The 17,770-nt window shown below is 37.3% G+C and carries 12 protein-coding genes; 6 read left to right on the forward strand and 6 right to left on the reverse strand.

From position 1 onward, the window contains the following. Positions 1-253: 253 nt before the first annotated feature. The 5 genes from H9632_RS07310 to H9632_RS07330 form a co-directional block, all read right to left on the reverse strand. Positions 254-2,425 carry a 5'-nucleotidase C-terminal domain-containing protein gene (locus H9632_RS07310; protein WP_191703457.1) on the reverse strand — a complete coding sequence of 724 codons (2,172 nt, stop codon included), beginning with the start codon at positions 2,423-2,425 and terminating at the stop codon, positions 254-256. Positions 2,426-3,051: 626 nt separating this feature from the next. Continuing rightward, positions 3,052-5,748, reverse strand: a complete 2,697-nt coding sequence (gene acnA, locus H9632_RS07315) for an aconitate hydratase AcnA (RefSeq protein WP_191703458.1) — start codon at positions 5,746-5,748, stop codon at positions 3,052-3,054. A gap of 312 nt (positions 5,749-6,060) precedes the next feature. Next, positions 6,061-6,891: a DUF2785 domain-containing protein gene (locus tag H9632_RS07320; RefSeq protein ID WP_318247682.1), complete on the reverse strand. Its 831-nt coding sequence runs from the start codon at positions 6,889-6,891 to the stop codon at positions 6,061-6,063. A gap of 128 nt (positions 6,892-7,019) precedes the next feature. After that, positions 7,020-8,375 (reverse strand): vWA domain-containing protein, encoded by a 1,356-nt coding sequence (locus H9632_RS07325; protein ID WP_225223726.1) that lies wholly within the window; start codon positions 8,373-8,375, stop codon positions 7,020-7,022. A gap of 27 nt (positions 8,376-8,402) precedes the next feature. After that, on the reverse strand, positions 8,403-9,521 hold the full coding sequence (locus H9632_RS07330) for an AAA family ATPase (protein ID WP_191703460.1): 1,119 nt from the start codon (positions 9,519-9,521) through the stop codon (positions 8,403-8,405). 274 nt (positions 9,522-9,795) lie between these two features. Between H9632_RS07330 and H9632_RS07335 the strand changes: the two genes are divergently transcribed. From H9632_RS07335 to H9632_RS07350, 4 genes are all read left to right on the forward strand, one after another. Then, positions 9,796-11,730, forward strand: coding sequence for a right-handed parallel beta-helix repeat-containing protein (locus H9632_RS07335; protein ID WP_191703461.1), 1,935 nt, complete (start codon positions 9,796-9,798; stop codon positions 11,728-11,730). A gap of 163 nt (positions 11,731-11,893) precedes the next feature. Further along, positions 11,894-13,009 carry a radical SAM/CxCxxxxC motif protein YfkAB gene (gene yfkAB / locus H9632_RS07340; protein ID WP_191703462.1) on the forward strand — a complete coding sequence of 372 codons (1,116 nt, stop codon included), beginning with the start codon at positions 11,894-11,896 and terminating at the stop codon, positions 13,007-13,009. Between the two features lie 183 nt (positions 13,010-13,192). Next, positions 13,193-14,626, forward strand: coding sequence for a SulP family inorganic anion transporter (locus H9632_RS07345; RefSeq protein ID WP_191703463.1), 1,434 nt, complete (start codon positions 13,193-13,195; stop codon positions 14,624-14,626). Between the two features lie 10 nt (positions 14,627-14,636). Then, positions 14,637-15,056 (forward strand): universal stress protein, encoded by a 420-nt coding sequence (locus tag H9632_RS07350; RefSeq protein ID WP_191703464.1) that lies wholly within the window; start codon positions 14,637-14,639, stop codon positions 15,054-15,056. 296 nt (positions 15,057-15,352) lie between these two features. Here H9632_RS07350 and H9632_RS07355 read toward each other — a convergent pair whose 3' ends face one another. Then, on the reverse strand, positions 15,353-15,916 hold the full coding sequence (locus H9632_RS07355; RefSeq protein ID WP_191703465.1) for a DNA-3-methyladenine glycosylase I: 564 nt from the start codon (positions 15,914-15,916) through the stop codon (positions 15,353-15,355). Between the two features lie 212 nt (positions 15,917-16,128). On the opposite strand from H9632_RS07355, the gene H9632_RS07360 reads away from it, so the two are divergent. Next, entirely contained in the window at positions 16,129-17,100 is a 972-nt protein-coding gene (locus H9632_RS07360; RefSeq protein ID WP_191703466.1) for a TDT family transporter, read from the forward strand. Between the two features lie 64 nt (positions 17,101-17,164). Beyond that, positions 17,165-17,737: a YdcF family protein gene (locus H9632_RS07365; RefSeq protein WP_191703467.1), complete on the forward strand. Its 573-nt coding sequence runs from the start codon at positions 17,165-17,167 to the stop codon at positions 17,735-17,737. Positions 17,738-17,770 lie beyond the last annotated feature (33 nt).

A 17,770-nucleotide genomic window follows, 5' to 3' on the forward strand; every position in this document is an offset into this window, starting at 1 on the left:
ATTTCTACTATAAAATGTAAATATTTTCTCTATGGTACGTGAATTTTGTTCATATTAATATTCAAAAAATAGGACAAAGTAATTGTTATATAACAATCTATCATAGTATATTCGTCCATTTTTCAGAATATTCTATCTGCAATCATTATTTAACGATAAAATAATGATTCATTTTACATAATAATATTGCTAAAAAAAAAAATAAAAAAACCACTAAAATAGTCGCCTAAATTAGTGGTTTTTAAAGTGTTTATTATTTTTCTTGTGTTGCAGCTGTGTCTACGATGCGACCTTCTGTTGTAAACTTAATTTCTTTCATTGATAACAGTTGTTCTTTTAAGTTTTCCCAATCAGATAAGCCTAAGTCTGTTACACGGCCGGCTTCGTATGCCTTTTTAAACATATTAAATCCGTCGCCACCTTTAGCTGTAAAGGCATTTGTTGCAACTGTATATGTTTCGTTATCCGCTACATCTACATACGCTTTTGTTGCTTCGTCATAGTATTTCAATGAAACGACACGAGATCCTACTTCCTTAGAAGAATCGTATTCTAGCTTAGCACCAGAAATGTGCAGGAAACCACCACTTTCTTTAGGAGCATCTTTTACAGAATGTTCAAATGCCTCTTTTAATTCTGCACCTGTAACGTCCATTAATGCTAGCGTATTACCAAATGGCAACACAGTAATTACTTGACCTGTCGTAATATTGCCTGCTGGGATAGCAGCACGAATTCCACCGCCATTTTGCATTGCCATTACTACTTTTTTATCAGTAAACTGTTTCGCTTTAGTAAGCATACCGTCTGTAATAATGTTTCCTAAAACTGTTTCGCTGTTACGTACTCCTACTGTAACAGTTTCTGAAGTACGTGGACTTACTAACTCTTCCGTTAATGTAACCCCAATTTCAGTTGCAGAAATAGCATCCACTTTTTCTTTAAATGGTGCTAACATTTTTAAGCCTTCCGCATCATCCGCAAGTTTGCCTACCTCAATTAATTGTCCATCATGCTTAACGATGACACCCTTTTCATCAAAATCAACATTTAATGTACCTAGGAAACCTGCATACTCTTTAGCCTGTACGATTAATGTAGCATCCTTTTTCTCGCCAACAGTATTTGTATCAACAATAAATGGTTCTTTTAATTCTGTATGTGTGTGACCACCTACGATAATATCAATTCCTGGCACAGATTTTGCTAGAATTTGGTCATTATCATATGCTGCATTGTCATCGAAACCAATATGTGTAAGCGCGATAATTTTATTTACACCTTTGTCTTCAAACGCTTTTACCGCTTTTGTCGCTTCTTCGATGTAATCTTCGAATACGATACTACCTGGAGATGAAATATCCTTTGTTTCAGCAGTTGTTAAGCCGAAAATACCAACTTTTTCGCCATTCACTTCTTTAATCATACCGCTGTATATTTTGCCGTTTTCTGGCTCACTTGATACTAAATCTGAGAACATACCAGTAAATAATGCATCTTTTGAAAAATCAACATTTGCAGTTAAAACCGGGAATTGTGCCGCTTTAATAAAGTCAACTAGCGCTTTATGTCCTTCAGGTGAAGAGCCTAAATCAAATTCATGATTCCCTAATGTAATGGCATCAAACTTCAATGCATTAATGAAAGGTAGATCAGCTTGTCCTTCAAATTCATTGGAGTATAATGTCCCACTAAAAATATCCCCTGCATGTAAAAGCAATGCATCTGGATTTTTAGCACGTTGCTCATTGACTGCTGTCATTAGTTTAGGGAACTCTTCAACACGTCCATGTGTATCGTTAACATGCATAATTGATAATTTATAATTATTTGTTTCTGGTTCTGGAGTTGGCTCTGGCTGTGGTTCTGGAGCCGGTGTAGCACCTGCTAACATCGTTGCTAATACGCTTGAAAGTTCTCCACGCGTAAGCTGTTTTGTTGGATTGAACACTACTTTTGCTTCAGTTAATAATGCTGTAGCATCAACTGGATAAACGGCAGAAACATTTGTTAGAATTTTTGCGAATTGACTATGTGTAATTTTATCTGCTGTACGGAATGTACCGTCTTCATAGCCATTTACAAAGCCTGTTGCGACTAATGCTGCGATTTGGCTGTAGTATTGATTCGAAGTTTCGATATCTTTGAAGTTTGGATTTTTTACGTTTGTAGTATCTAGTTTCAATGCACCTGTAATCATCTTAGCTGCTTGTCCACGCGTAACAGTTGTATCTGGCTTGAATGTACCATCTCCAAACCCTTTTACGACGCCGGCAGCTGTTAATGCATTAATGCCCTCAGCATATGGATGATTCGCACTTACATCTGTAAAAATTGCCACTTCTGCTAAAATACCTGTTGCGCCTACAGCTACTGCGGTAAATGCCGCTAAAGCTGTTGCTGAATACATTCTCTTCTTCTTCATTAAAAAACCCCCAATAATTTTTTACCTACCTTTTGATAGTAGCTGAATATTATAAAAATTTCTACATTTTCCGGAAAATTAACGTAGAATTAACAAAATATTGAGTTTTTTTGTAAGAAAAATTTTTAGCTTTCCATTATTGTCACTCAATTACTCTAGCTTAATAGTCAAGGCAACCGAGATATTCGCCACTTAACATCCTTTTTTCGCCACCTTTATTTTTTTCGTCACTTCAAAGCACTTATTCGCCAGTACAACTCCGGTATTCGACACTTAAAATAATATATTCGCCAATTTTGAGTGTTGGGCGATTTATTCTCCATTCGTTTTGAGATATTAGACAGTTCATTCCACTTAATCGCCACTTCGCACAGCTTAATCGTCAATACAACCAAGATATTCGTCACTTAACATCCTTTTTTCGCCACTTTTATTTTTATTCGACACTTCAGAGTACTTATTCGACAGTACAGCTCCAGTATTCGGCACTTAAAGACTGTTAGTATAATTTTATATATACACTCCCAAAAGCTGGTCGATCGAGACTTTTCTTCATAAAAAAAGTAGCACAAACCAGGTTAATGGTTTGTGCTACTTTTGTTAATCTGTTTATTTATTGAACAGTATTATTGTTGTGCAGCTTTAGCACGTAATACCATTTGTAGGATACCACCGTGACGGTAGTAGTCTACTTCTACTTCTGAGTCGAAACGAGCTAACGCTTTGAACTCAGTTACTTTACCTTCTGGAGAAGTTGCAGTAACAGTTAGGATATCGCGTGGTTTAACATCATCAGTTAAGTTAACGTCGATGATTTCGTCACCTTTTAATCCTAATGAATCAGCAGAATCGCCATCCATAAATTGTAGTGGTAATACGCCCATCATTACTAGGTTAGAACGGTGAATACGCTCATAAGATTGTGCGATTACAGTTTTAACGCCTAATAAGAATGTACCTTTAGCAGCCCAGTCACGAGATGAACCCATACCGTAGTCGTTACCAGCTAATACTACTAAGCCAGTACCTTGCTCTTGGTACTTCATGCAAGCATCGTAAATGTACTCAACTTCGCCTGTTGGCCAGTAAGTAGTGAAACCACCTTCTGTACCTGGAGCGATTTGGTTACGGATACGGATGTTCGCGAATGTACCGCGCATCATAACTTCGTGGTTACCACGACGAGATCCGTAAGAGTTGAAGTCACGGATTGCAACACCGTTTTCGATTAAATACTTACCAGCTGGTGTATCTTTACCAATCGCACCTGCAGGAGAGATATGGTCAGTAGTGATAGAGTCACCGAACTTAGCCATTACACGCATTCCAGCTAATGTTTGGATAGCATCTGGCTCTTTAGAAAGACCAGTGAAGAATGGTGGGTTTTGGATGTAAGTTGATTTTTCATCGAAAGTATATAAGTTTTCAGTTGAAGTTTCGATTGCATTCCAAGCTTCGTTAGCAGTGAATACTGTTTCGTATTCTTTTTGGAATAATTCACGAGTAACAACTCTATTTAATACTTCATTAACTTCTTCAGTTGATGGCCAGATGTCAGCGAAGAATACATCTTTACCGTCTGGAGTTTGTGCGATAGCGTCTTTTTGTAAGTCGATATCTACAGTACCAGCTAAAGCGTAAGCAACAACTAATGGTGGTGAAGCTAAGAAGTTAGCTTTTACTAATGGGTGTACACGGCCTTCAAAGTTACGGTTACCTGATAATACAGAAGTTACGAATAAATCGTTTGATTTGATTGCTTCTTCTAATTCTGGTAATAAAGGACCTGAGTTACCGATACATGTTGTACAACCGTAACCTACAGTGTTGAAACCGATTTGGTCGAAGTAGTCTTGTAAACCTGACTCTTCTAGGTAACCAGTTACTACTTTAGAACCTGGTGCTAAAGAAGTTTTAACCCACTTAGCAGGTTTGATTCCTAACTCAACCGCTTTTTTAGCAACTAAACCAGCAGCTAATAATACGTATGGGTTAGAAGTGTTTGTACAAGAAGTGATGGCAGCGATTGCTACAGCACCTGCTGGAATTTCTAAATCACCTTCTGCAAATTTAGCAGTTGATGTTTTAGAGAATTCTTCTTCTGTTAAACCGAAACCTTGAGTACCTTGTGGAGCTACTACTGATTCACGGTAAACACGTTTCATTTCAGTTAAAGGAATTAAATCTTGTGGACGTTTAGGACCAGAAAGGTTTGCTTCGATGTCCCCAAGGTTAATTTCTATTACGTCTGTGTATACTGGCTCAATGTCAGCATCAAAGAACATGTCGTTAGCTTTTAAGTAAGCTTCAACAACAGCAATATGCTCTTCGTCACGGCCAGTTAAACGCATGTATTTTAATGATTCTTCGTCAACTGCGAAGAAACCACAAGTAGCACCATATTCTGGAGCCATGTTAGAGATTGTTGCACGGTCAGCAAGTGGTAAAGCAGGTACGCCAGGTCCGAAGAACTCAACGAATTTGTTTACTACGCCACGAGCACGTAATACTTGTGTTACTTTTAATGCTAAGTCAGTAGCAGTTGTACCGTTTGGTAATTCGCCAACTAATTTAACACCGATAACATCAGGAATTGGGAAGTAAGATGGTTGACCTAACATACCAGCTTCAGCTTCGATACCACCAACACCCCAACCTAGAACACCGATACCGTTGATCATAGTTGTGTGAGAGTCAGTACCTACTACTGAGTCAGGGAATGCTACTAAACCTTCTTCTGTTTCGTTAACGTGTACGATTGGAGCTAAATACTCTAAGTTAACTTGGTGTACGATACCTGTTGCAGGTGGTACAGCACGGAAGTTATCATAAGCAGTTTGAGCCCATTTTAAGAAGTTATAACGTTCAGCGTTACGTTCGAACTCTAAATCCATGTTCGCTTGTAAAGCTGCAGCGTTACCGTATTTGTCTACTTGTACTGAGTGGTCAATTACAAGGTCAACTGGGATAGCTGGGTTGATTTTAGCTGGGTCTCCACCCATTTCTTTCATTGCAGAACGTAATGAAGCTAAGTCAACTACTACTGGTACACCAGTGAAATCTTGTAATACAACGCGTGAAGGCTTGAATGGTACTTCAGCTTCTTTGTTGTGAGAACCGAATTTTGCTAATTCGTTTACATGCTCTTCTTTAATTACATAGTTGTCATATTGACGTAATACTGATTCTAATAATACTTTAATTGAGTAAGGTAGGCGTGAAATTTTTGCGATACCAGCTTCTTCAAGAGCAGCTAAACGGTAGTAGTTGTAAGTCTTACCGTTCACTTCAAATGAAGCACGACTGTTGTGTAAGTTTGCCATTTTTTGTGTTCCCCCTAGTTTTTATAATCGAAAAGGTTATAAAGCTCTTTTCTCCACACTCAATAATAGCGCATTTTTATACATAAGTAAATTGCATTATTATTATCTTTTACAATAAGTTTTAATTATGACCTATCGGAAATACATATTTATTCTACAATATTATTTAGAAATCCTATGTCGTTAGAAAGTTAGCCTCACACTATACTTACCAACAATTTCCTTACCAAAATTAAATCCTATTTATATGGAAGGTTTTGATTGCTTCATAACACTTTTTTCACAAAATTCATTATAGCAGTAAAACAAAAGTTAACCTAACTTTATCCACCGCTGTATGAATATTGATACGATACTCCGTAACTTTTCATGTCGATTTGCAAATTTCAAATAGAAGTAAAGTGTTTTGCTTAAATTTAATTGATTAGTTCTTGCTTTATACCAAAGTGCACTGTACCCCTGCGAGTAAGCAGCTGCTTCCAGCTGGTCAAAAAGCTGTTCAAACCATTCAATGAATAAGTCTTCCTCAATACCCTTTACTATCATGGCGTTAATGACATTGCAAAAACGTTCGTCTTCATCATCAATGAATACATAGTCTTTCCATAGATTTGCACGGATCGCCTGCAATATTTGGAAAGTGAAGCGAATTGAATACTCGGGGTGTTCGATAATTGCACATAAGAGCTCACAAGCATTTGCAACACTATGCGCCCAACCGGACTGTAAATTAACATAGCTGCGTAGATCCTGTTCCTTCAATAATAAATCAATCGCATTTTGTGTAATCTGTTCCAATTGTTCCTTATTTAAATAAGAAAGTTGTCGATCAGCATTTACAATTGCCGCTAAATACAGGGCAGAATATGACCGTTGAAAAACCGCGCCTGTTCCACTTTCACCAATATTGGCAAGTAGTCCTTTATCCGCAAAAAGATGATCGACAAATTGATTAATCATCTTTTCGCTTAGCGCATTTTCCGTTAAAAGTTGGATAAACAAACGATAATTTAACTTGTCTCGAATGGCAGCATCTTCTTTGCCAACTCCGTCCAGTAAATTTTCCACAATGGTAGGATTCAACTGAATATAATGTTTTCGTTCATCTACCGACATTTCAAATAATTCATCATAATCTTCCACTAACAAAAAAACGCCCCCTAAATCATATACCCATTATTATCTATACCATTGTAAGAGACGGTAAGCTTTTTTACTAGGAGAACATACGCAAATTTGGAAAGGGATGATTTTATAACACCAATTCGCACCTATAGAACGAACGCATCACCAGCTTCAAATAGTTCATTTACTTCAATGACACGATCTGAAAATTTTTGGACGACATTTAAATCAATTGCATTATATAAATTTGTTAAAACAACAGCTGTACATTCGAATTGTTTTTTCTTTTTTAATTGATTAAATTCTTCGACAAATCTTGTTGGCAGAAAACTCGAACCATCCGTAACAAACAATAGATCCGCTTTATTGAACTCACTTTTCAATAAAATATTTAACGATTCACGAAGTGGTAACTCGTAATTCGTACCGCCACCTAGGAAGCTATTGCTGAATTGGATTAAATCGTCGGTAGTCGCTTGACCTTTTCTAAAAAATACGACTTCTCCTAAATTGGTTGCAAATGGAACAATGGCAAAGTCTCTTTTTTGCTTTTTGGCGATTGTTAATAGTGCAATACAAAATGCTTTGCTTTGCTCTTTTATCGATGTCATGGAACTGCTTTCATCAATACAGACAATAATGGGTCCCTTCCCTTTACGTGCTTTCCCTTTCGTACCAAATACGAAGGTCTGCTGTTCACTTAGTCGTTTTAAAAAATCCAGCTTACTTGGCCTCATCATATAATTGGCTAATTCGAGCGGTAGTATTCGCGACACTTCATGTCCAATTGAAATATTTCGAAATTCCATATTTTGCTGATTTTTCATCTTTTGTTTTTTCATGGCGATTTTTTTAAAACGACCAACTAAGTCGGCAATTCGTTGCAGTTCCTTTCGCTGACCAATAAGTGATGCTAGCTTAAATTGTTCCGACAAAGGTATATTTTCGATTTTTTTGCCGTCCATTGTACCGACTGTTCGAACCGCTTTTTTTGTATTGCGGATTTTCTTTTTATTTTCCTGAAGCATCATACTAATCGAAGTTTTTCCAAGCTGTTGAATATGCGCTTTCATTTGTGCAGTATTGACGGTAATATCCTGGCCGCTCTGTTGGGAATTTTTTGCATACGTTTTATTATTTAAAAGCTCTAAATTTTGAAGTAGCTGTTCCGCAATACTGATTGATGTAAGGACGCTTAATAAATCGTCTCCTTGTGTCAAAGTGTGCCATTTTGCATATTCGTCATTTTTCAGTAAATGTTGGATAAATTCATATTGTGTATCACCGACACGATTTATATTCCCTTTTAAGATAGGCTCTTTATGATAAAAGGCATACCAGCAATCCCCAATTAAATTCGTAAAGCCAGCTATCTTCTTTTCTCCTGCTATACAGCAGTCATTTAACCTTGCAGCCATTTTTAAAAGCTCATTAAACCGTACTTTATAGCTCCCACCTATTTCGAAAACCGAACGATTATACAAAACAAGTACGTTACTCAAACACCGTTCACCACCTTAAAGCTTTGATTAAAAGCCGATAACATCCGACGTAATTCGGAGTAATTGTTTATGCATTTCCGTTTTTAAACTTTGTAATTCCGGACGGTTAGGCATTTGGCGATTCATATTTTGAACTTCCATAAATAATGTTTTCCCCTGTAATAATAATTGGCTAAGTTCTGTTTTTGCTAATGGTGTCCTATGAAGTAATGTAGTCTGTGCAGTCATCATAATCATTTCGAATTCAGTTGTCGTACGGTGAATAAATGCATCGACTGTATCGAAAGCAACTTCATGAATAATTTCTTTAGCAGTGTTTTTTTGATCAATTGTTTCCCATAAAACATTCGCCATAATCGCTAAATCTTCTCTAACAACTTCGGTTCTTTCAGCTAAGTAAGCTTTAGCCTTTAAAATGGAAAGAGACTGTTTAAACCGGCGATCAGAAGGTCTAATCCCCTCATCCTGCAATGCTTTACGAATTTTAGCAATTATTTTTAAGATTCCATCCGAAACAACAATTTGGGCTGCTCTTTCCTGATGTTCATACAGCTCTTCCAGCGACATTTTTGAAACGGTCTTATCAGTTTGATCCTTTAGCATGGAGATGAATGAATCCTCATCACGAATATAATCCACCTCATAGCGAAGTAAGAAGCGGTCAAATAACGCTTCCAGTCCTTCCCCTTCTTCTATATATTCATTGGAGGAGCCTACCATCGTTAAAAGAGGAGAAGGAACGGGCACCCCGTTGTTATAATATACCCGCTCATTAATCAGTGTTAGCAATGAATTTAATATAGCTGAATTCGCTTTGAAAATTTCATCGATAAAAGCAAAATGCGCTTCCGGAAGCATATTTGTTACATTCCGCCTATAAATTCCCTGTTCCAAATCTTTCAATGACAGCACACCAAATAACTCTTCGGGTGTACTGAAAGGTGTGAGCAAATGCTGAAAGTAGCGACTTTCATCGACAATGGAGCCAAGCATGGACGATAAGACACTCTTACCTGTACCCGCTGGACCTATAAATAACACATGTTGTTTAGATAATAACGCAATTAATAACGCTTCGATTTCTTCCTCTCTATCATAAAAACACTCATTTAATTGTTGTTGTATTATTTGTAATCTTTTTACCATATTACACTCCCTTTTCTTCTACTAAGAAATCTGCAATGTATGGATTTTATGTATTACTCTACATAATAAATTTCACTTCCTAACTGATTTTTAAACCTATTTTCTTGAATTTGACATGTCTTTCATTTAATTGGAGGAATAATTCAGTTCGTTTCATACTACTTTAAATAGTAGCAACTGAAACAATTTTTTAATGTAAATTTAAAACTAAATGATTATTTTCGTTATTTTACGTGAACATATTACATATAGCATGTTTTGCAGGAGGAATCGTATGGTGATAGTAAAAGTGTCTACTTCATTTTTTTCAAAGGTTAAAACAATCAGCCGAGCAGTTCAAAAGGCAACGAATGACGATATAATCGTCGTTAATGCCGGCAAATATAAAGAGACGTTAACTTTTCTCGACAGTAAAACGATTACTGCTAAAAGTGCAGGAACCGTTGTCATTGAAGGTGCGATACTCATTGCTAAAGGGGCTGTCGTTACTTTTGAAAACATGACCATTCAACCTACGTCTCAAATTTTTGTGGAAGGTCAATTGATTTTAAAAAACTGTGTCGTTCAAGGGGGGCTAACAAATGTCCTAATCGCAATGAATGGTGGCACCGCGCAATGTGAAAAAACTCATTTCAGAGATGCCACAGATATTGGCATAACACTTATTTCAGACAGTAAAGCAAATTTTGAATACTGCCATTTTGAACGAAACAAAAAAGTGCATCTACTCGTAGAAAACTCCACTGTCCATCTGGAAAATTGTGAGCTATCTAAAGGAAATCAAGCCATTTGGGCTAAATCGAAATCCAATGCCTTTTTAAATAATGTAAAAGTCCATCACCATACAGGTACGCAAATTGTCGTACAGGACCATTCGCTACTGGATTTGAAAGAATGTGAGATAAAGCAAGGCGAAGGTAATGGTATATATGCATCGGAACATTCGAAAATTCATCTCGCTCAAACTATCGTTCATCATCATACCCTTCCTCAACTATGGATTCAAAAAAGCACATTGAACGTAAGCGAGAGTCAAATACAGCATGGAAGTGAATCGGGTATTATGCTGCGAGAATATGCGGAAGCAACGATTTCCGATACTTTAGTATCTTTTCATAAAATAGCAAATGTACAGCTCACTTTCGAATCTTTGCTGAATATGACAAATAGCGAAATATTCAATTGCCAGGGTGTAGGAATTCAATTAAAGGAAAAATCGATTGCAAACTTTATCGATACAGTTTTCGCGCACAATGTACTACCACAACTATTCATCACAGAAAATTCAATATGTACATTAAAAAGTGTAACGATTGAGGATGGTAAGCAAATTGGTGTCTTTACGGAGAAAGGGGCATCGTGCTCCATTGTATCCAGTACAATTACAGGCCATAAAAATGCTGCACTTACAGTAATCGACGCAGAACTTTTTTTATTGAATACAACAATTCATCACAATAATGGGAATGGATTATTTGCGGTTAATAATGCTAAGACGACAGTAGATAACTGCCAATTCAATCATAATGACTTGGCGCATATTGCAGGAAAAAACAATAGTTCGATTCATATTAGTCATAGTGAATTGATCGGAGGAAAAAGTATTTTTGTTATTGACCATTGCCAACTGGACATTATCGATTCCATTATTAAGGATGGAACAGGCGCTCAAATAGAAATGATTGATCATATAAATGCTAATATTCAAAATTCCAAAATCATTGACGGGCAAACGAACGGCATAATAGCGATGAAAGATACATCGGTGCATATTATGGAAAGTCAAATTTCCTCGCATAAAATGCCACAGATAATCGTCAATGATAGTTCAATAATTTTTAAAAACAGTGAACTCTTGGAAGGCGAACGGAATGGCTTTATTATCAAAAATCATGCCGAGGCACTTATTCAGGATTCATTCATTTCCAATCACGGCTATCCGCAAATATGGATTGATTCGGAATCTACCGTGGAACTTAAAGCAACACAGTTAACAGAAGGTCGCGAATCGGATATTTATGTGCAGAACAACTCTGTTTTGCATGCGACTAACTGCATCATTCAAAATGCAAAGTTCAATTTTAATATTCAGGCAGTCAATTTTTCTAAAATTTATCTCGCTGAAACAATGGTAGACAATTCGTTTGGCTCGAAATTTTACAGCGAGAACAACAGTCAGATTACTTACAACATGGATGAAATAAGCTAAATAGCATGCTACCTGTATGTTAAAAAACGTCAGGTAGTTTTTTTGTTGATTCGTTTCCAGGTGCTCTCTCCTTCATAATAAATCCAAGTTAAATAAGGTTTTAGGTTGCATCTCAACCAATTTATGAGAAAATAAATTGTTGGAAAGGAAGTATCGAACTAAAATGACTACATTAGAAAAACAAAATATTACGACAAGCTACGACCCATGGGAAGCCTATATGGATATAGAAAAACATGGTAAGTTGACTTTATCAAATATTGAATTTACTACAACTACATTATGCAATATGCGCTGTGCACACTGCGCTGTTGGCTATACATTACAGACAAAAGATCCCGATGCTTTACCAATCGACTTAATTTTAAAGCGGTTAGATGAAATTCCTCATCTTCAAACAATCTCGATTACAGGCGGAGAACCAATGATGTCACGCAAATCTGTGCGTGAATATGTTTTACCGCTTTTAAAATATGCGCATAGTCGCGGTGTCCGTACACAAATGAACTCCAATTTAACAATTGATGGTGAACGCTACCTCGAAATCGCACCATATCTGGACGTAATGCATATCTCCCATAACTGGGGTACGATTGAAGAATTCGTTGAAACGGGCTTTGCCATGATGGAACGAAAACCGACATTTGATCAACGTGCTGCTTTATTTCAACGGATGATTGACAACTCTAAAATGCTTGCTGAAAATGGTGTAATGGTATCGGCTGAAACAATGTTGAACAAAAAAACATTGCCTTATTTAGACCATATCCATAAGCAAATTGTAGAGGAAATGAAATGTGCGCGTCATGAAATTCACCCGATGTATCCATCAGATTTCGCCAGTGCCTTAACATCATTATCACTTGAGGAAACGCGTGAAGCGATTCATCATTTATTGGATAATCGTGATGAAAATACTTGGATGCTTTTTGGTACTCTTCCCTTTTATCCTTGCAGTAAAACTGAGGAAGACCAAAAATTACTAGAACGATTACGCAACGCTCCGAATGTAACGATGCGTAATGACCCGGATGGCCGTTCACGTTTAAATATTAATATTTTCACAGGTGATGTTATCGTGACAGACTTTGGCGATACACCGGCTTTAGGTAACATTAGCACTGATTCTTTACCAGCAATCTTTGATAAATGGCTCGAAACGGATTTAGCAAAAAGCCTAAACTGTCACTGCCCTGCCGTAAAATGCCTCGGCCCCAATGTGCTCGTTAAAAACATGTATTATCAGGACGAACAATTTATTAGTGGTTCAGTAAAATAACCGAGTTAATAACGGAAATCAATTTGGGAATAAATGCAGAAAAATATCCATTTCCTTTTTTGGAAATGGATATTTTCGTTGTGTCCAAATGCTTATTAACTCAGTTGAGCTTTTAAAAGCTATCGCACCATCTTGGTCGCATGATATTATAGTAGAAGATTATTTAAAGGAGCTATACCAAATATGGACAATTTACGCGAGCAATGGTTTGGAAATATACGTGCGGATGTACTGGCAGGTTTAGTTGTTGCATTGGCACTCATTCCGGAAGCAATTGCTTTTTCTATTTTAGCAGGAGTAGATCCGATGGTCGGACTGTATGCCTCCTTTGTTATCGCTGTAACAATCAGCTTTGTTGGCGGACGCCCAGCGATGATCTCTGCAGCAACAGGTGCGATGGCCCTTGTCATCGTGTCACTTGTAAAGGACCATGGATTACAATATTTATTGGCTGCCACTATCCTAACTGGAATTATTCAAATTATTTTTGGCGCTTTAAAAATTGCTAGACTAATGAAGTTTATTCCGAATGCGGTCATGATTGGCTTTGTAAACTCACTAGCCATTTTAGTCTTTATCGCTCAAACACCCCACTTTATTGGCGGGAACCTCATGACATGGTTATTTTTACTCGGAACAATAGCGCTCATTTACTTAATTCCTCTTTTCATAAAAGGGATTCCTGCGCCTTTAATTGCTGTTGTCATCTTAACAATAGTAGCAATTTATTCTGGGTTTAATTTAAATACAGTTGGAGATATGGGAACAATTACGCAATCATTACCTTCTTTTTTCATTCCCGATATTCCGTTTACTTTTGAAACATTGATGATTATTTTACCTTATTCTTTAGCTTTAGCTGTTGTCGGCTTGGTGGAATCTTTATTAACGGCTTCTATTCTCGATGATATGACTACTTCAGAAAGTGATAAAAACAAAGAAGCCCGCGGACAAGGGATTGCCAATGTCATCAATGGATTTTTCGGTGGTATGGCCGGCTGTGCCATGATCGGACAGTCTGTTATTAATGTAAAGTCCGGCGCAAGAGGTCGTCTGTCTACATTTGTGGCTGGGGTATTTTTAATGTTTTTAATATTGGTTTTAGGGGATTATGTCGTGCAGATTCCAATGCCTGTACTCGCTGGTGTTATGGTTGTTGTGTGTATTACACAATTTGACTGGCATTCATTTAAATATGCAACGACAGCACCAAAGAAAGACGTTTTTGTTATGCTCCTTACAATAGGCGTCGTACTGTATACACACAATTTAGCACTCGGTGTTGTGGCTGGTATTGTTGTAAGTGCCCTATTCTTTGTAAATGAGATTTCGCGTGTCTCGGTTTCACAGCAAGGTACGACTTATTTCGTAAAAGGTCAGTTATTCTTTGCGTCAACGGAAAGCTTTATGAACTATTTCAAATCGATCTCAATGGAGCAACCTTCCATCCAAATTGATTTTACACAATGTAAAGTATGGGATGATTCAGCAATTGGGGCTTTAATGAAGGTAAAGGACCAACTTAAAGCGAATAATATAACAGTAACGTTCTTAAATATTGATGAATCAAGCAAGCAGCTTATGAAAAAATTAACAGGTTCTACATTAACCGATTAGGAGTGGTTTTATGTATCAACATATTTTATTGGCCGCAGATGGTTCAGAAAACTCATTACGTGCAGCAAAGGAAGCTGTAAAAATAGCGAAAATAAATGCCGAGACAATGGTAACGATTATTTTTGTCATTGATATGGTTAAAGTAAAAACAGAAGTATTGCATGCGAGTTCCAATGAAGGTCTTTATATGGAACGTCGCCAAAAGATTGTACCGATTGAACAACTATTCCAAGATGAGCAAATCAAATGCCAAGTTGAAATGATTCATGGATCACCCGGACCAGAGATTATTAAATATGCCAATACACAAAATGTAGATTTAGTTGTAATCGGCAGCCGTGGATTAAATAGTTTGCAGGAAATGGTTTTAGGTAGTGTTTCCCATAAAGTGATGAAACGTGTTCAATGCCCGGCGATGATTGTAAAATAAAAGACTGTAGACAAACTCACTTTGAGTTTGCCAACAGTCTTTTTTGTTTTAAATAGAGTGAACTAATGCAAACCGTTGATTCCCATTCCGGAGGACGCGTTTCGCGGGAGGGTGCCAATCCTCCTCGTCGCTTTGCTGCTTCTGTCGCATACGCTTTCGTCGCAAATAAATTTCCTGCGGTGTATCGGCAGTCCCGCTATTCCCGCTGAAGTCGCTCCCTCCATTCCAATCAACTTAGTTTATCCTTTTTAATAAAGGTTATTTAATCAAAGAGGTGAAAGTGCAAAACACTCACCTCATGATAAGTTTTTATAACAATGGCAATTAATTGTATGATCATTTACCATACCGACAGCCTGCATATAAGAATAGCAAATGATACTTCCGACAAATTTAAATCCGTCTTTTTTTAACTGTTTACTCATCCGATCACTTATTTCGGTTGTAATTGGAACCTCTTGCGGGCTTTCCCACTCGTTGATAATTGGCTTGCCATCAACAAAGGACCATATATAATTTGAAAAAGAGCCATATTCCTTTTGAATGGCAAGGTAGCTTTTCGCGTTTGTAACAACACTATTGATTTTCAACTGATTGCGTATAATGCGCTCGTCATTTTTTAATGCGGTTAATTTTGCTTCATCGTAATGGACGATCTTATTGGCATCAAATTGATCGAATGCTTCTATGTATCCTTCCCTGCGCTTTAAAATTGTTAGCCAGCTCAATCCTGCCTGTGCACCTTCCAGACAGAGCATTTCAAACAATTTCCGGTCATCAAAAACCGGTACTCCCCACTCCTCATCATGGTATTTCACATAAACCGGCTCATCCAGTTTCACCCAACTGCATCGCTCCATTTCATCACCGTCCCTTTCTTTTATTTTCCACTGTAAGGGATTTTCGGAAACAGTGTCAATTAAAACAGTAACGATAGATGATTCTATTTTACGTTTGCGGTTGTGGGATTAAAAATTAAGCAGTAGAATAGGGTATGTTGGACAAATGTGTACATTTTATGAAATGTTTCATAGAGACATTTCACCTATTTTTTATATTTTGGAGGAACATCGTGAGAAATTTATTGCAGGTTATCCCTATTCCGATAAGCGGTCTTATGCTCGCTTTCATTTCATTGGGAAATTTATTATTGAGTATGAATCAATCCTTAACAGGACATTTTTTCTTTTTTATTGGCATACTACTGTTTATTTTAATCGTGGGGAAAATTCTTTTTGCTTTCTCTTCTGTAGTTAAGGAAATGCAAAATCCGATTATTGCATCCGTATCCCCCACCTTTACAATGGGGACTTTATCCATCAGTAATGGGTTACACTACTACGGCGTTCAGGAAGTTTTCATACATACGCTATGGATTGCTGCTGCTACTTTGCAAATTGGAATTATTCTATACTTCATTAAAACGTTTGTTTGGAAAAATAAAGTAACGATTTCGCAGGTCTTTCCAAGCTGGCTAATTTTATTTGTCGGTACGGCTGTAATGCCTTTAACAGCAGGTAATCTGTCAGGAACGTTCACTAAGGGCGTTTTAATTTTTGCTGTATGTGCCATTGTTATTTTAGTACCAATCATCATTTTACGTGGCTTTATTCGCAAAGATCTCCCTGAACCTACTATTCCGATGCTGACGATTTTAACCGCTCCAGCATCGCTTTGTTTAGCAGCCTACTTTAAGCAGTTTGAAGCGCAATTATTTATTGTCGTCACTTTCTTTATCGTCGCTCAGCTGTTGTATCTTTTAGTATTAACGAAATTGCCGAGTGCTCTTAAGCTCCCATTTTATCCGAGCTATGCAGCCTTCACTTTCCCATTGGTCATTTCGGCTACCGCGACCAATGCAGTCATTCATTACTTCGAACAAAAAGAAACTGCGAGTCAATGGTTAACGTCTTATTTCTATTTCCAGCTAACCTTCTCATCCGTTATAGTGCTTTATGTTTTGATACGCTATATCAATTATTTAACTGTACAACTTCACCAGAAACGGGCTATTGCCGCTGAGAAAAAAGAGGCAATTTCATAATAAAATCCAAATATTGAAACATTCCCCCTTTAGGCGTCGTATTATATTGAAAGGGGGGATTTTTTTGAAAAGAGTCATTTTTGCACTATTAATTATTATCTTAATATTAATCCTGATTTATTTCTGGCTTGGGAACGAAATGGACGCTGCACTGAAAAACGAGGCAGACGGTTCAAATGAGTATGTCGTAATATTAGGCGCAAAAGTTAAGCCAGGTGGTATACCTTCCCTCTCTTTAAAGAATCGACTGGATGTGGCCTTGGACTATTTACAAAAGCACCCCTCTGTTAAAGCGATTGTTACTGGGGGTCAAGGTGCAGATGAGGATCGAACAGAAGCATCTGTCATGGCTGCTTATTTAATAGAACATGGTATTGATCAGAATAGAATTATGCTTGAAGACCAATCCACCTCGACTTACGAAAACTTATTGTACGCGAAGGAACTTTTGCCTGACGAAGTGACAAACATTACGATTATCTCAAATGATTTCCATTTAAAGCGAGCTGTCATACTTGCAGAAAAAGTCGGCCTGCAAGCAGATGTTTTGGCAGCGCCCACTCCGAAAGTAGTCAACACGAAATCTCGTATACGAGAGCGTTTAGCATTAATAAAAGCATATGTTAAAGGCCAATAATTTTACATTCCGCCTCTATTTCGTTATCGTAAA

Origin of the sequence: Solibacillus merdavium, from assembly GCF_014836935.1 — a bacterium.
GTDB classification, from domain to species: domain Bacteria; phylum Bacillota; class Bacilli; order Bacillales_A; family Planococcaceae; genus Solibacillus; species Solibacillus ferritrahens.

Bases quoted from the DNA above. Each gene is read 5' to 3' on its own strand.
- H9632_RS07310 (WP_191703457.1), bottom strand. From the start codon at position 2,425: ATGAAGAAGAAGAGAATGTATTCAGCAACAGCTTTAGCGGCATTTACC.
- acnA (WP_191703458.1), bottom strand. From the start codon at position 5,748: ATGGCAAACTTACACAACAGTCGTGCTTCATTTGAAGTGAACGGTAAG.
- H9632_RS07330 (WP_191703460.1), bottom strand. From the start codon at position 9,521: ATGGTAAAAAGATTACAAATAATACAACAACAATTAAATGAGTGTTTT.
- H9632_RS07335 (WP_191703461.1), top strand. From the start codon at position 9,796: ATGGTGATAGTAAAAGTGTCTACTTCATTTTTTTCAAAGGTTAAAACA.
- yfkAB (WP_191703462.1), top strand. From the start codon at position 11,894: ATGACTACATTAGAAAAACAAAATATTACGACAAGCTACGACCCATGG.
- H9632_RS07345 (WP_191703463.1), top strand. From the start codon at position 13,193: ATGGACAATTTACGCGAGCAATGGTTTGGAAATATACGTGCGGATGTA.
- H9632_RS07350 (WP_191703464.1), top strand. From the start codon at position 14,637: ATGTATCAACATATTTTATTGGCCGCAGATGGTTCAGAAAACTCATTA.
- H9632_RS07355 (WP_191703465.1), bottom strand. From the start codon at position 15,916: ATGGAGCGATGCAGTTGGGTGAAACTGGATGAGCCGGTTTATGTGAAA.